This window comes from Gordonia sp. DT219, assembly GCF_049847065.1.
Taxonomy (GTDB): Bacteria; Actinomycetota; Actinomycetes; order Mycobacteriales; family Mycobacteriaceae; genus Gordonia.
In genome coordinates, this window is sequence record NZ_JBNCNR010000008.1 from 81,818 (window position 1) to 96,695 (window position 14,878).

Annotated in this window: 14 protein-coding genes; 12 read left to right on the top strand and 2 right to left on the bottom strand. The window is 68.2% G+C overall.

Going from position 1 to position 14,878, the window contains the following annotated elements:
* Positions 1-6 precede the first annotated feature (6 nt).
* From ACPXB3_RS12085 to tsaD, 9 genes are all read left to right on the top strand, one after another.
* The gene (locus ACPXB3_RS12085; protein WP_425705079.1) at positions 7-948 is read left to right on the top strand and encodes a dienelactone hydrolase family protein; all 942 of its coding nucleotides are present in this window, start codon (positions 7-9) and stop codon (positions 946-948) included.
* Between the two features lie 6 nt (positions 949-954).
* Positions 955-2,817: a glutamine--fructose-6-phosphate transaminase (isomerizing) gene (glmS, locus tag ACPXB3_RS12090; RefSeq protein ID WP_425705078.1), complete on the top strand. Its 1,863-nt coding sequence runs from the start codon at positions 955-957 to the stop codon at positions 2,815-2,817.
* An 8-nt stretch (positions 2,818-2,825) separates the two neighbouring features.
* Positions 2,826-4,262 (top strand): NAD(P)H-hydrate dehydratase, encoded by a 1,437-nt coding sequence (locus ACPXB3_RS12095; RefSeq protein WP_425705077.1) that lies wholly within the window; start codon positions 2,826-2,828, stop codon positions 4,260-4,262.
* An 86-nt stretch (positions 4,263-4,348) separates the two neighbouring features.
* Entirely contained in the window at positions 4,349-5,494 is a 1,146-nt protein-coding gene (alr, locus tag ACPXB3_RS12100; protein ID WP_425727739.1) for an alanine racemase, read from the top strand.
* Entirely contained in the window at positions 5,488-6,627 is a 1,140-nt protein-coding gene (locus tag ACPXB3_RS12105; protein WP_425705075.1) for an alpha/beta fold hydrolase, read from the top strand. Before alr ends, ACPXB3_RS12105 begins: the two co-directional genes overlap by 7 nt.
* Positions 6,624-7,061, top strand: coding sequence for a tRNA (adenosine(37)-N6)-threonylcarbamoyltransferase complex ATPase subunit type 1 TsaE (gene tsaE, locus ACPXB3_RS12110; RefSeq protein ID WP_425705074.1), 438 nt, complete (start codon positions 6,624-6,626; stop codon positions 7,059-7,061). Before ACPXB3_RS12105 ends, tsaE begins: the two co-directional genes overlap by 4 nt.
* Positions 7,058-7,804 carry a tRNA (adenosine(37)-N6)-threonylcarbamoyltransferase complex dimerization subunit type 1 TsaB gene (tsaB, locus tag ACPXB3_RS12115; RefSeq protein WP_425705073.1) on the top strand — a complete coding sequence of 249 codons (747 nt, stop codon included), beginning with the start codon at positions 7,058-7,060 and terminating at the stop codon, positions 7,802-7,804. The genes tsaE and tsaB overlap by 4 nt, the downstream gene beginning before the upstream one ends.
* A complete protein-coding gene (gene rimI / locus ACPXB3_RS12120) occupies positions 7,801-8,337 on the top strand; it encodes a ribosomal protein S18-alanine N-acetyltransferase (protein ID WP_425705072.1) in 537 nt (178 codons plus the stop codon). The genes tsaB and rimI overlap by 4 nt, the downstream gene beginning before the upstream one ends.
* Positions 8,334-9,380 (top strand): tRNA (adenosine(37)-N6)-threonylcarbamoyltransferase complex transferase subunit TsaD, encoded by a 1,047-nt coding sequence (gene tsaD / locus ACPXB3_RS12125; protein WP_425727740.1) that lies wholly within the window; start codon positions 8,334-8,336, stop codon positions 9,378-9,380. The genes rimI and tsaD overlap by 4 nt, the downstream gene beginning before the upstream one ends.
* A 3-nt stretch (positions 9,381-9,383) precedes the next feature.
* Here tsaD and ACPXB3_RS12130 read toward each other — a convergent pair whose 3' ends face one another.
* Positions 9,384-9,884: a MarR family winged helix-turn-helix transcriptional regulator gene (locus tag ACPXB3_RS12130; RefSeq protein ID WP_425727741.1), complete on the bottom strand. Its 501-nt coding sequence runs from the start codon at positions 9,882-9,884 to the stop codon at positions 9,384-9,386.
* Positions 9,885-9,981: 97 nt separating this feature from the next.
* Here ACPXB3_RS12130 and ACPXB3_RS12135 point away from each other — a divergent pair, with 97 nt between their 5' ends.
* The 3 genes from ACPXB3_RS12135 (at position 9,982) to groL (ending at position 14,099) form a co-directional block, all read left to right on the top strand.
* A complete protein-coding gene (locus tag ACPXB3_RS12135) occupies positions 9,982-11,604 on the top strand; it encodes an MFS transporter (protein WP_425727742.1) in 1,623 nt (540 codons plus the stop codon).
* 175 nt (positions 11,605-11,779) lie between these two features.
* Entirely contained in the window at positions 11,780-12,079 is a 300-nt protein-coding gene (gene groES, locus ACPXB3_RS12140) for a co-chaperone GroES (RefSeq protein WP_006334733.1), read from the top strand.
* A gap of 403 nt (positions 12,080-12,482) precedes the next feature.
* The gene (groL, locus tag ACPXB3_RS12145) at positions 12,483-14,099 is read left to right on the top strand and encodes a chaperonin GroEL (protein ID WP_425727743.1); all 1,617 of its coding nucleotides are present in this window, start codon (positions 12,483-12,485) and stop codon (positions 14,097-14,099) included.
* Positions 14,100-14,236: 137 nt separating this feature from the next.
* Here the strand turns inward: groL and ACPXB3_RS12150 are convergent, their stop codons facing one another.
* Positions 14,237-14,533 carry a WhiB family transcriptional regulator gene (locus tag ACPXB3_RS12150; RefSeq protein ID WP_425705067.1) on the bottom strand — a complete coding sequence of 99 codons (297 nt, stop codon included), beginning with the start codon at positions 14,531-14,533 and terminating at the stop codon, positions 14,237-14,239.
* Between the last annotated feature and the right edge of the window lie 345 nt (positions 14,534-14,878).

A 14,878-nucleotide genomic window follows, 5' to 3' on the forward strand; every position in this document is an offset into this window, starting at 1 on the left:
TCCACCGTGCCCGGCAAGAAGCGACCCAGCAAGCCGTCCCAGCCTTCGGCCAAGCAGTTCAAGGCGCTGACGAGGCGCGGCCCGCACCGTGTGCTGGCCGGAAACCTCGGGATCGTCGGGATCGAGGGCCGCGTGTTCACGCCGGCCGAGGGCACGCGGCTGCCCGCGATCGCGTTCGGCCACGCGTGGCGTTGCGGTGGCAGCCGCTACCGCGACCTCGCCTATCACCTGGCCTCATGGGGTTTCGTGGTGGCGGTGCCCGACGGGCACCGCGGTCTCGCGCCCTCGGACTCCGGTCTCGCCGCCGAGATGCGCTCCGCGCTCAGCGTGGTCGCCCACGCGCCGCTCGGCGACGGACAGATCACCGTCGACCCCTCGAAGGCCGGCTTCGTCGGCCACGGCTTCGGTGCGGCGGCCGCGGTGATCGCGGCATCCGACGAACCACTGCTGGGACAACCGTCGTTGCCGGCCCGCGGCGTCGTCGCGGTCTTCCCCGCGCCGAGCACCGCGTTGCTCCCGGCTGCCGCGGCACAGGTGCGCGCCCCCGGCCTGATCTTGGCGGCCGGAACCGAACTGGACACCTTCGATGCCAATGCGCGGCCACTGGCGCAGACCTACGGCGGCGATGTGGTGTTGCGCACGCTGCCTGCGGCGACCAGTCGTGGACTGCTCGAACGCCGCACCTGGAAGTCGATGGTGGGTGTCAACGGCGCCGACAAGACCACGCATCGTCAGGTGCGGGCCCTGGTGACCGGATTCCTGCTGTACACCGTGGCCGGCGACGACGACCATGCCGGCTTCGCCGATCCGGCCGCGGTGATCGAAAAGAGCGTGATCGTCGATCCCACCGAGCAGCCCGAGCACGAGCTGGATCACATCTCACGGCTGCTCGGAGCCAAACCCCGGGAGCAACGTGGCCGGATCGCCCGCAGAATCCCGGTACCCTGACCTTCTATGTGTGGAATCGTCGGATATGTGGGAGGGCGTGACGCCCTCGACATCGTGGTCGAAGCGCTGCGGCGAATGGAATACCGCGGCTACGACTCGGCGGGTGTGGCGATCCTCGACGGTCACGGCCATACCGCCGTCGAGAAGAAGGCCGGTCGGCTCGAGAACCTCGACAAGGTGATCGCGACGGTCGGCCGGGACGCACTGACCGGCACGACCGGGATGGGGCACACCCGGTGGGCCACGCACGGTCAGCCCACCGATCGCAACGCGCATCCGCATGTGAGCTCACATCGCAAGCTGGCCGTCGTGCACAACGGCATCATCGAGAACTATGCGCCGCTGCGCACCGAACTCGAGGTCGAGGGCATCGAGTTCACCTCCGACACCGACACCGAGACAGCGGTGCACCTCGTCGAACGCGAATATGCCGACGGACCCGAAGCGGGGAATTTCGTGGCAAGCGCGTACCGCGCGCTGCGTCGTCTCGAGGGCGCGTTCACGCTGGTGTTCACCCATTCAGACCACCCGGGGACCATCGTCGCCGCACGGCGCTCCACACCGCTGGTCGTGGGCGTGGGTCAGGGCGAGATGTTCGTCGCCTCCGACGTGACGGCGTTCATCGAGCACACCCGTGAGGCGGTCGAGCTCGGTCAGGACGAGGTCGTCGTGATCACCGCCGACAGCTACACGATCACCGACTTCGATCAGAATCCGCGGGCGGGCAAACCGTTCCACATCGACTGGGATCTCGCGGCCGCCGAGAAGGGCGGCTACGACTTCTTCATGCTCAAGGAGATCGCCGAGCAGCCGGCCGCACTCGCCGACACACTGCTCGGACATCTCGAGGAAGGGCGGATCGTCCTCGACGAGCAGCGGCTGAGCGATCAGGATCTGCGTGACGTCGACAAGGTCTTCGTGGTTGCGTGCGGGACCGCCTATCACGCCGGCATGCTCGCCAAGTATGCGATCGAGCACTGGACGCGACTGCCCGTCGAGGTAGAACTCGCCAGTGAGTTCCGCTACCGGGATCCGGTGCTGGACCGGTCGACGCTCGTGGTTGCGATCTCACAATCCGGTGAGACCGCCGACACGCTGGAAGCGGTCCGCCACGCCAAGGACCAGAAGGCCCGCGTGCTGGCCATCTGCAACACCAACGGTGCGCAGATCCCCCGGGAATCCGACGCCGTGCTCTACACGCACGCCGGCCCGGAGATCGGGGTCGCCTCCACCAAATGCTTCCTCGCCCAGATCGCGGCCGCCTACATGGTCGGTCTCGCGCTCGCCCAGGCGCGCGGAACCAAATACGCCGACGAGGTGGGCCGTGAATTCGCGGCGATGGAGCAGATGATCGAGGCGGTACGCGACGTGCTCGGAACCATGGAGCCGGTGCGCGAGCTCGCTCATTCGCTGGCTCATCACAACACCGTGCTGTTCATCGGCCGCCATGTCGGATATCCGGTGGCGCTCGAGGGCGCACTCAAACTCAAAGAACTCGCCTACATGCACGCCGAGGGATTCGCCGCCGGTGAGCTCAAGCACGGGCCGATCGCGCTCATCGAGGACGGGGTGCCGGTGATCGTCATCATGCCGTCGCCGGACGGACGGGCGGTGCTGCACTCGAAGATGGTCTCCAACATTCGCGAGATCCAGGCGCGCGGTGCGGTCACCATCGTGATCGCCGAGGACGACGACGAGTCGGCCCGGTCGGTCGCCGACCACTTCATTCCCATCCCCAAGACGCCGACGCTGTTGCAGCCGTTGGTCTCGACGGTGCCGCTGCAGGTGTTCGCCGCCAGTGTCGCGCAGGCGCGCGGCTACGACGTCGACAAACCACGTAACCTCGCCAAGTCGGTCACGGTCGAATAGGTTCAGCGATGCCGGTCAACCACTTCACCGCGCACGAGGTCCGCGACGCCGAGCGGGCCACCGGAGACCTGCTGACCGACGGCACCCTGATGCGGCGTGCGTCGTACGGCGTCGCGCACGTTGTGATCAGTGAATTCCGTTCTGACGATGGGTGTTACGGGCGCAAGGTCGGCCTGGTGGTCGGTGCGGGCGACAACGGCGGCGATGCGCTGTTCGCCGGGGCGGAGCTCGCCCGGCGCGGTGTCGACGTGGCGGCCGTCCTGCTCGAACCGGGAAAGGCGCATCCGGCCGGACTCGCGGCGCTGCGGCGTCGTGGCGGGCGTGTCGTCGAGAAACTGCCCGCCGATCTCGACGTCGTCGTCGACGGGGTCGTCGGCATCGGCGGCCGGGGGCCGTTGCGTCCCAACGCCGCCGAGGTGTTCGGTGCGCTCGACCCGGAGGTGAGGGTCGTCGCGGTCGATCTGCCGTCCGGGGTGGATGCCGACACGGGCGAGGTCCATCAGCCTGCGGTGCGGGCCGACATCACGGTCACCTTCGGGGTGCTGCGCAACGCGCATCTGCTCGCGGCGCCGCAGTGCGGCCGGATCGAGTTGGTGGACATCGGGATTCGCGGCGAGCTCGGACGTCAGGGCGGACCGTTCCTCTATTCGCTGCGTGATGCCGAGGTCGCCGAGGCGTGGCCGATCCCCGGCACCCACGACGACAAGTACACCCAGGGCGTCGTCGGCGTGATCGCCGGGTCGCATCGTTTTCCGGGTGCGGCCATCCTCTCGACCGGCGGGGCGGTGACCGCCACGTCGGGGATGACGCGCTTTGTGGGTTCGGCGCATGCCGAGGTGGTCGCGCACTTTCCGGAAGTCGTTGCCGCACCAGAGTTGTCGGAGGCGGGCCGGGTGCAGGCGTGGATGATCGGGCCCGGTGCGGGCACCGATGATGCCGCGCTGGACACCTTGCGCACCATCCTGGCCACCGATCTGCCGGTACTGCTCGACGCCGACGCGCTCACCCTCGTCGCCGAGCACCACGACCTCGTCGTCGGTCGTGACGCGCCGACCCTGCTCACCCCGCACGCGGGTGAATTCGCCCGGCTGACCGGTCAGCCCGTGGGTGCCGACCGGCTCGGTGCGGTCGCCGGGCTGGCCCGGCGCTGGGGGGTGACCATCCTGCTGAAGGGGCGTATCACCCTGGTCGCCGAGTCCGACGGCGTCGTCTTCGGCAACGACGCCGGATCGTCGTGGGCGGCCACGGCCGGCGCCGGTGACACCTTGTCGGGGATCGCCGGGGCCCTGCTGGCCGCCGGCCTGCCGCCCATCTGGGCGGGCGCGGCCGCCGCGCGAGTGCACGCGCATGCCGCGGCGCTGGCTGCGCAGGGCGCTCCGATCGGCGCGTCGACCCTGCTGGGCGCGCTGCGTCCGGCGATCCGGGCGTTGCTCGCCGACTCGTGATCGGGCAGTCGACGCGTGACACGGATGACCCGGCCTGCGGATGGGTGTCCCGCCCGGCCCCGGCCGATCTGGGACAATGGTCGGCGATGACCACCTCAGCGCTCACCGCCACCGTCGACCTCGACGCCATCGCCCACAACGTGGGCGTGGTACGTGATGCATCCGGCGCCGGGGTGATCGCCGTGGTCAAGGCCGATGGATACGGGCACGGTGCGGTCCCGGTCGCGCGCGCCGCGCTGGCCGCCGGGGCTGCGGAACTCGGCGTGGCGGTGATCGCGGAGGGACTCGCGCTGCGCGCGGCGGGTATCGGCGCCCACATCACGTCGTGGCTGCACACCAACAGTGCCGACTTCGCCGCCGCCATCGACGCCGACCTCGATCTGGCGTTGTCGTCGCGGCGGCAGCTGGCGGCCGTGGTCGCGGCCGCCCGCACGACGGGCGCCACGGCCACCGTGACGGTCAAACTCGACACCGGGCTCGGGCGCAGCGGCGTGGCACCCGAGGAATGGCCGGACTTCGCCGATGATCTCGCGAAGGCGGTCGCCGATGACGCCGTGCGGGTGCGTGCGCTCATGTGTCACCTGGCGCGCGGCGACGAGCCGGAGCATCCGCTGAACTCGCAGCAGGCGGCCCGGCTCGACGACGCGCGCGCCGACCTCATCCGGGTGGGCGCCGCACCGGAGGTCGTCCACATCGCGAATTCGCCTGCGGCACTGACCCGTCCGGACCTGGCACGGGACCTCGTGCGACCAGGCATCGCGCTCTACGGTGGGGTGCCGATCCCGGGTCGTGACTTCGGGCTGATCCCGGCCATGACGTTGCGCGCCGAGGTGGCGTTGGTGAAGAGAATCCCTGCCGGACAAGGCGTCTCGTACGGTCATACGTGGGTGTCCGAGGGGGCGACCACCATCGCGGTCATTCCGGCCGGATACGCCGACGGCGTACCCCGACTCGCCTCGGGGCGGCTGCGGGTCCGGATCAATGGTCGCATGTTCGACCAGGTCGGCCGCGTCTGCATGGACCAGTTCGTCGTCGATCTCGGCCCCGACGGCGGTGACGTGGCCGAAGGCGATGCGGTCGAACTGTTCGGGACGGGAGCCGGCGGCGGTCCCACGGCACAGGACTGGGCCGAGGCCATCGGCACCATCGACTACGAGATCCTGTCCCGAATCGGCGGGCGGGCGCAGCTCAGCTATACGACCGGCCGGCCGGAGGCGGGGGCACAGTGGTGAGCTCGGCCCAACGCGGCGGACCGGCCGCGGGTTTGGCCACCCTGGGCGGGCTGGCCGCGGCCGGCGCGGCCCGCACCGCCACCCGGCGTGGGATGCGCAAGGCCGGCGACCCGTACGCCGGAATCGATTTCACCGCCATGTACGCCGACGCCGCATCGACCGTGACGGCCGACGACGGGGTCCGGCTCGCGGTGCGGACCGTCGACCTCGGTGGCCTGGGCGCCGACGACATCCCCGAGCTCACCGTGGTCTTCGTGCACGGATTCAGCCTGCGGCTGGCGGCGTGGCATTTCCAGCGGTACGCGCTCGCCGAGGCCTGGGCCGGACGCCGAATGCGCATGGTGTTCTACGACAATCGCGGCCACGGACACAGCGATGCCGCCACGGCGGAGACCGCCACGATCGAACAGCTCGCCGATGACGCGCGCGCCGTGATCGACACGTTCGCGCCGAACGGTCCCGTGGTGCTCGTCGGGCATTCGATGGGCGGTATGGCGCTGATGGCGTTGGGGCGCAGGAATCCCGCGCTCTTCGCTGCCGGTGGACCGGTCGTGGGGGTCGCGCTGGTGGCCACCGCGGCCAGTGGCCTGACCGAGGAGGGAATCGGTCGGGGACTGCGTAATCCGCTGCTGGACGCGTTCGCGGTGGCCGCTCGCCACACCCCACGCGTCATCGAGGCCGGCCGGGACCTGACGCGGCTCATCCTCGAACCGGTCCTGGTGGTAGCGAGTTTCGGCGCGGACTTCCACAGTCCGGCGGCGGGCCGCGCGGTGGAGAAGATGATCCAGAACACCCCGATTGCGACCATCGTGAACTTCCTGAACGCGCTCGAACGTCACGACGAGTCGCCGGGTCTGCCGATGCTCGGGCAGGTCCCCTCGGTCGTGATCTGCGGTGACCAGGATCGGATGACCCCGCTGCCCAATTCGGTGTTCCTCCACGAACAACTCGGGGTGCACTGCCGGCTCGAGGTCGTCGAGGGTGCCGGACACATGGTGCCGATCGAGGCACCCGACCGGGTCACCGATGCGATCGCCGAACTCGTCGAACGGGCCCGTCCGCCACGGCCGGCCGCCCCGCCTGCCCCCGTCCGGCGCCGCCGCCGCTGGTGGCAGCGGAAGGCGCGCGCGTGAGCACCCGGGAACTGCCCGACGTCACCGACACCGAGGCATTGGGAGAGGAACTGGCACAAGAACTTTCCGCCGGCGATCTGGTGATCCTGGACGGGCCGCTCGGGGCGGGCAAGACCGCGCTCGCGCGCGGCATCGGGCGTGGACTGCAAGTGGTGGGCGCGGTCTCGTCGCCGACCTTCATCATCGCGCGCGAGCACCGTGCGGGGGAGGCGGGACGGCCGGGGATGATCCACGTCGACGCCTATCGGCTCGGTGGTCTCGAAGAACTCGACGCGCTCGATCTCGACACCGACATCACCGACGCCGTGGTGGTGGTCGAATGGGGCGAGGGGGTCGTCGAGCGGCTTGCCGACCGGCATCTGCTGGTGCGTCTGGTCCGCGACCCCGATACCGATGTGCGGCATGCGAGTTGGGAATGGGTGAATCATCTGTGAGTACATTGCAACTGGTGGTACGTGACCCGCGGATCGTGCTGGCCATCGACACCGCCACCGACACCGTCGTCACCGGCCTCGGCCGCGTCACGACGGTTCCGGCCGGCGCACCCGAGGTGCGGGTCCTGGCCGCCCGCGCGGTCTCCGATGGTCGCCGCCACGCTGAGATCCTCACGACCCTCGTCGCCGAGGTGCTCGACGAGGCGGGGATCGGTCGAGACGAACTCGACGCCGTGGTCGTCGGAACCGGTCCCGGACCGTTCACCGGGTTGCGGGTCGGCATGGCGACCGGGGCGGGATTCGGTGATGCACTGGGACTTCCGGTGTTCGGGGTGTGCTCGCTCGATGCGATCGCACTCGCCGCGGGCGCCCGGGACCCGCGTGCCGACTCGGTGCTCGTGGTCACCGATGCGCGCCGCCGCGAGGTGTATTGGGCGTTGTACTCCGACGGCGGGCGCACGCGGGTGAGCGGTCCCGAGGTGAGCGCGCCCGCGGTGGTGGCCGACCGGCTCGCCGAGGTGAAGGTCGACGCGGTCGGTGGTTCCGCTTCGCATCTGCGCCAGACTGGTTGGGCGGGAGACGATCCGGTGGTCACCGTGCCGCGGGTGGGAGCCCTGCTCGGCGTCGCCGAGCACGCGTCGGCGACCTGTGCGGCGCCAGGCCCCTTGGTGCCGCTGTACTTGCGCAGGCCCGACGCGGTGGAACGACAAGACCATCGCACTCGGACGGTGAGTGCCCCATGAGTACCGGCTCCCTGCTCATCGACGCCCTCGACTACCGCGACATCCCGCGGTGTGCGGCGCTGGAGAAGGAGATGTTCGCCGGTGATTCACCCTGGCCCGCAACGGCATTCCGTGCCGAGCTCAATGCGCCGTACAACCGGTACTTTGCCGCCCGCGAAGAGTTCGGCGGGTCGGCCGTCGGTTACGCCGGGATCTCCACCCTCGGCTCCGGGGGTGATCACGAATGCGAGATCCACACGATCGCGGTCGCACCCACCCACCGCGGCCGTGGTTACGGCCGCGCGCTGCTCGCCGCGCTGCTCGGGGTGGCCGATGCCGTCGATGCACCGGTCTTCTTGGAGGTCCGGGTGGACAACGACACCGCGATTGCCCTCTACGAGCGCAACGGCTTTGTCAGGTCGGGAGTCCGGCGCGGCTACTACCAGCCATCCGGTGCCGACGCCTACACGATGATCCGGTCGTCGGCCTCCGGGCGCGCGGGCGTCGACGACTCACTCGTCCCGACCGACCGGCAGAATGGTGAACACACATGATCGTGATGGGTATCGAGAGCTCATGTGATGAGACCGGGGTCGGCATCGTCGCCTGGGAACCGGGCGTCGGCACCGAGCCCGGCCGTGCGGTTCCGCTGGCCGACGAGGTGGCCTCCAGCGTCGACGAACACGCGCGGTTCGGGGGAGTGGTGCCAGAGATCGCCTCGCGCGCACACCTCGAGGCCATCGTGCCGACGATGCGTCGCGCCCGCGGCGCCGCCGGGATCGACCGGCCCGACGCCATCGCCGTCACCATCGGGCCGGGCCTGGCCGGGGCGCTGTTGGTCGGGGTCGCCGCCGCAAAGGCCTATGCGCTGGCGTGGGATGTGCCGCTGTATGCGATGAATCACCTCGGTGGTCACGTCGCCGTCGACACCCTCGAACACGGCCCGATGCCCGAATGTGTGGCCCTGCTGGTCTCCGGCGGCCACACGCACCTGCTGCATGTCACCGATCTCGCCGCGCCGATCATCGAACTGGGCACCACCGTCGACGATGCGGCCGGGGAGGCCTTCGACAAGGTCGCCCGGCTTCTCGGCCTCGGCTTTCCCGGCGGGCCGGCGCTGGACAAGGCTGCGGCGCAAGGAGATCCGAACGCCATCGCATTTCCGCGCGGTATGACCGGCCCGCGCGACTCCCGGTACGACTTCTCCTTCAGCGGGGTCAAGACCGCGGTCGCACGGTATGTGGAGAAGTGCCGTCGTGATGGTGTCGAGGTGCCGGTCGCCGATGTGGCCGCGTCGTTTCAGGAAGCGGTGGCCGACGTGTTGACGATGAAGGCGATTCGCGCGTGCGCCGATCTCGGCGTCGACACCCTCGTCCTCGGCGGTGGGGCGACCGCCAACTCGCGAATCCGGTCACTGGCTCAAGAACGTTGTGCGGCAGCAGGTATCACTTTGCGGGTTCCCAGTCCGCGGCGCTGCACCGACAACGGCGTGATGATCGCGACGCTCGGCGCCCACGTCATCGCAGGCGGGGCCGCACCCTCACCGCTGACCGTGGCCACCGACCCCGGAATGAGTGTGCAGATCTCACAACTGTGATCGTCAGGACCGGGACGGCTCCGTCGGGGTGCAGGCCGACATCTCCGGACAGTTGACGCGTGATTGCGCCAGCACGCGACGCTGCGTCGGACGTGCTTGCCCGTAGCGTTGCGACCCGGTGTCGGTCAGCGCGGCGAATACCGATCGGCGGTCGGTGGCACACATGGTGCGGTCGACGAGTCCGGCCTTGTCCAGACGGCTCACCACCCTTGACAACGCGCTCTGGGTGAGGTGTACCCGGCCCGCCAGATCGCTCATGCGAAGTGTGTGATCTGTTGCCGCCCAAAGAAGTTCGAGGACCTCGAACTCGCTCGACGAGAGCTGGTGGTTGGCCTGGAGCTCACGATCGAGGGTGCACTGGATGCGGTGGAATCGCACCGAGAGGTCGTGCCATGCGACCGCCAGTTCGTCAGAGGTCAAGGCGTCTGGGTCTGATCCGTCTGAGCCCAGGTCGGGGCTGCTCGTGGCGGTCCCCGTTGCCTCTCGTCCGGCCGTCGTGCTCATGGCCGCAGACTATCACCGGGAACGAGATCATGCGTGGGAAACCAATGTGATCTCAAGTAATGTAGACGCATTAGATGCGACTGCATATAGTCAGCGCATGGCATTCACAGACCGCAAGTCTTCGGACCTTTCCGACGCAAGCAGGCGCACGGGGCCGCCGCGTGCCCCGGAAACGCTTTCCGGGCAGCCCGATCCGGCCGGACATGTCGCGGCGGGGCACGTGACCAGTGGTTCCGGCTGGCCGGGGCGGACGTGGCTTCTGCTTGTCGTCCTGGCCGGTGCGTTGTTCCTCGACGGGCTCGACGTGTCGATGGTCGGGGTGGCGCTGCCCTCGATCGGCGCCGACCTGGACCTGGGACAGAGTCAACTGCAGTGGATCGTCAGCGGATACGTACTCGGCTACGGCGGATTGCTCCTGCTCGGCGGCCGTGTCAGCGACCTTCTCGGCCGCCGGCGGGTATTCCTCGGTGCGCTGGCGGTGTTTGCGCTGGCATCGGTGGCGAGCGCGGTCGTCGACATCAACATGCTGATCGTCGGGCTGCGGTTCATCAAGGGGGTGGCCGCGGCGTTCACCGTTCCGGCCGGTCTGTCGATCATCACCACGACCTTCGCGGAGGGGCCTGCGCGTAATCGGGCGCTGAGTATCTACACGGTGTGCGGCGCCAGCGGCTTCTCGCTCGGTCTGGTGTTCGGCGGGTTGCTGACCGAATGGTCGTGGCGCGCCACGCTGATGTTCCCGGGCCCGGTCGCGGTGTTGCTGTTCCTGGCCGGACTGCGCGTCGTGCCGCGGGGTGAGCAGGTGCAATTCCGCTGGGCGCAGTTCGACGTGCTGGGCGCGGTGACCAGCACCGGTGCCCTGTTGCTGCTGGTGTTCGCGGTGGTCCGGGCGCCGACGGCCGGCTGGGCGTCGGCGGCGACGATCGGCACCTTTGTCGCCGCCGCGGTATTGGCGATCGCCTTCGTCGGCATCGAGGTGCGGCACCCCCATCCGCTTGTGCGCCTGGGGATTCTGCGGTCTTATCTGCTGGTCCATGCGAATGTCTCCGGTGCGTTGATGTTCGGCGGGTATGTCTCCTTCCAGTTCGTGGTGACGCTGTATCTGCAGGACTCACTGGGTTGGACACCGTTGGCGATGGCGCTGGCCTTCTTGCCTGCCGGGCTGATCGTCGCGGCCAGTGCGATCCGGATGGATCGAGTGCTCGACCGAGTGCCCACGCCGCTTCTGATGGTGGGGGGTTTCGCGGCCTTTCTGGGTGGCTACCTGTGGTTCGCGCGGGCGCAGCCCGGGATGGGATATGTGAACTTCCTGCTCCCGACCATCGTTCTGCTCGGCATCGGTTTCGCGTTGACGTTCCCGTCGGTGACCGCTCAGGGCACGGCCGGTGTCGACGACGACGAACAAGGTCTGGCATCGGGACTGGTGAACACCAGCGTTCAGATCGGGGGTGCGGTGATGCTGGCGGTGGTCACGGCGATCTTGGCGAGTTCGGGTCAGCCGACCCGTCACGGCGAGCTCCTCGGCGGTATGACGACGGCGATCTGGCTGGTCAGCGGCCTGTCGGTGGTCGGCCTGCTCGGTTCGCTCACGGTGAGCTGGTTCGGCAGGCGCAGTGCGGCCCTCGCCTCGCCGGGGTCGCAGCCGCAGGCATCGAGGTCGGGGGAGATGCCACCGGCTGACGAGGATTGCGATGCCGTGCCGCAGCTTTGCGATCAGGGTTGAGATTTTGCACCCGCCAGTCTTGAGTGCTGGCACTCGCATGTATAGAGTGCCAGTAGGCACTGTGTTGTGAACCTCGGCACCCGCGACGACGAGGTTTGTGGCAGAGCCCCCAAGTGCAGTTTCATCTGCAACAAGTACATCGTTTTCTCGGATGAGAAAGTAGAGGACTCACATCGTGGCGAGCGTGAATATCAAGCCGCTTGAGGACAAGATCCTGGTGCAGGCCGTCGAGGCCGAGACGACCACCGCGTCGGGTCTGGTCATTCCGGACACCGCCAAGGAGAAGCCGCAAGAAGGCACCGTCATCGCCGTCGGCGAGGGACGGGTGACCGAGCAGGGCAATCGGGTCCCGGTCGACGTCAAGGAAGGTGACACCGTCATCTACAGCAAGTACGGCGGCACCGAGATCAAGTACGCCGGCGAGGAGTACCTGATCCTGTCGGCCCGCGACGTGCTCGCGGTCATCGGCAAGTAGGACCAGCGAGACAAGCGTGACTCTCCGCCCCGGTACCCCGCAGGGGGTCCCGGGGCGGAGTTGCCTCACCGATCGATAAACACAGAAAACCCCCAAACCACAGAGTGTTTGCGCGCGCTGCGATGCAGGAGGAGCGGCAAGGAGCGTAGCGACGACGCCGGCGACGACGAAGAGCAGTGCACCCAGGCGCAAACACCGCGATTCGCGGAGCGATCGCCAAACCAGAGTGGAGCGGCAAGGAGCGTAGCGACGACGCCGGCGACGACGAAGAGCGGTGCATACAGGCGCAAACACACGCGATTCGCGGAGCGATCGCCAAACCTGACGCCGGCGACGACGAAGAGCAGTGCACCCAGGCGCAAACACACGCGATTCGCGGAGCGATCGCAGAAAGCAGAGACTTATGGCAAAGCAGATCGAATTCGATGAGAAGGCGCGCCGCGCGCTCGAACGCGGCATCAATCAGCTCACCGACACCGTGAAGGTGACGTTGGGGCCGCGTGGTCGTCACGTGGTTCTGGCGAAGGCCTTCGGCGGACCGAGTGTCACCAATGACGGTGTGACCATCGCCCGCGACATCGACCTGGAGGATCCGTTCGAGAACCTCGGGGCGCAGCTGGTCAAGTCGGTGGCGACCAAGACCAATGACGTTGCCGGGGACGGCACCACCACGGCGACCGTGCTGGCGCAGGCGATCGTGGCGGCCGGATTGCGCAACGTCGCTGCCGGCGCGGGGCCGATCTCGCTGGGTGTGGGTATCGGCAAGGCTGCGGACGCGCTGAGCGAGGAGCTTTTGCGTCGTTCGACGCCGGTGGCGGGTCAGCAGGGGATCGCCCAGATCGCGACCGTGTCTTCGCGTGATGGCGAGGTCGGCGAGATGGTCGGTAAGGCCATGGAGACCGTCGGTGTCGATGGTGTGGTCACCGTCGAGGAGGGTTCGGGTCTGAGTACCGACCTCGAGGTCACCGAGGGAGTGCAGTTCGACAAGGGTTATCTGTCACCTTATTTCGTCACTGATGCCGACGCGCAGGAAGCGGTCCTCGAGGACACGTTGGTGCTGCTGTACCGCGACAAGATCAGTTCGCTGCCGGACTTCTTGCCGTTGCTGGAGAAGATTGTCAACGCGGGCCGATCGGTGCTGATCGTCGCCGAGGACGTCGAGGGCGAGCCGCTGTCGACGCTGGTGGTCAACTCGATCCGCAAGACGATCAAGGCGGTCGCGGTCAAGGCGCCGTTCTTCGGTGACCGCCGCAAGGCGTTCCTGGATGATCTGGCGGTGGTCACCGGTGGCACCGTGATCTCGTCTGACATCGGCCTCAGCCTGGCCGGTGCCGAGCTCGATCTGCTGGGTTCGGCCCGGCGCGTCGTCGTCACCAAGGACACGACGACGATCGTCGAGGGCGGCGGCACCTCGGAGGCCATCGCCGATCGCGCCGCACAGTTGCGCCGGGAGATCGACAACAGTGACTCCGACTGGGATCGCGAGAAGCTGGCCGAGCGGTTGGCGAAGCTTTCCGGCGGTATCGCGGTCATCCGGGTCGGTGCTGCCACCGAGACGGATCTCAAAGAGCGTAAGCACCGTGTCGAGGATGCCGTCGCGGCGGCCAAGGCCGCTGTCGAAGAGGGGATCATCGCCGGCGGCGGTTCGGCCATTGTGCAGGCTGCGTCGGTGCTCGACGATCTCGCGGCCGGACTTCCCGAAGATGAGGCGCTCGGCGTTCGGGTCGTCCGGGACGCGGCGAAGGCCCCGCTGTTCTGGATCGCGTCCAACGCGGGTGTCGACGGTGCCGTCGTGGTCAATCGGGTCGCCGAGGCGGCCGCGGGAGAGGGCTTCAATGCCGCGACCCTGAGCTATGGCGATCTGATCGCCGAGGGCATCATCGATCCGGTCAAGGTCACCCGTTCGGCAGTGGTCAACGCGGCGTCGGTTGCTCGCATGGTTCTCACCACCGAGACCGCCATCGTCGACAAGCCCGAGGAGTCTGCCGGGGCCGATCACGGTCACGGCCACGCCCACTGAGCAGCGCCTCGGCGCGTGGCGGATCGGGCCGTGATGGCGCGAACACGACGCCGGGGTGGTCACCATCTGGTGACCACCCCGGCGTTTTTGGTTCGGTGGCTCTCGCCGGCCGCGTTGTGGTTCTCGTCGGTTGTGGTTCAGCTGGCCATGCGGCGACCGACGCGCCGCTTCATCAGCATGCTGCGTTCGGACTCCGACAGCCCGCCCCAGATTCCGTAGGGTTCGGCGACGGCCAGTGCGTGTTCGCGACATTGGGCGATCACCGGACACTGGTGGCACATCTCCTTGGCACGCCGCTCGCGCTGCGCTCGGGCTCGGCCGCGCTCACCGTCGGGGTGGAAGAACACCGACGACTCGACGCCACGGCACAGGCCGTGCATCTGCCAGTCCCAGACATCTGCATTGGGGCCGGGGAGGTGGTTGGGCTGGGGCATGGCAGCATCTCCTTCTGCAGGACGTGGAACCCGACTTCGTGGGCCTCGGTCATGGCATGGTCCGCGTCAGTCCGGGTCGGAAAGTCTCGGCAGATGAGCTGCCGAGGGTCTTTTCCGGTGGCGCAAGAGAACATTAAGCGGGCTGGAGAAACGGCGTCAATACCGTCAATCACGGCGAAATGATTCCAAAGATTCCGGCATTGTTAACGCACGGTTAGCCGTCGGCTTCGTACTAGCACGACGCGGCAGCGGGGCGCCGTCAGGTGCTCATGTCCTGCAAATATGCGTCTGAACAGCAGGTGATCGCACACAAGAAGTGGAATGGGAGGGTGTCGGTAAATGATG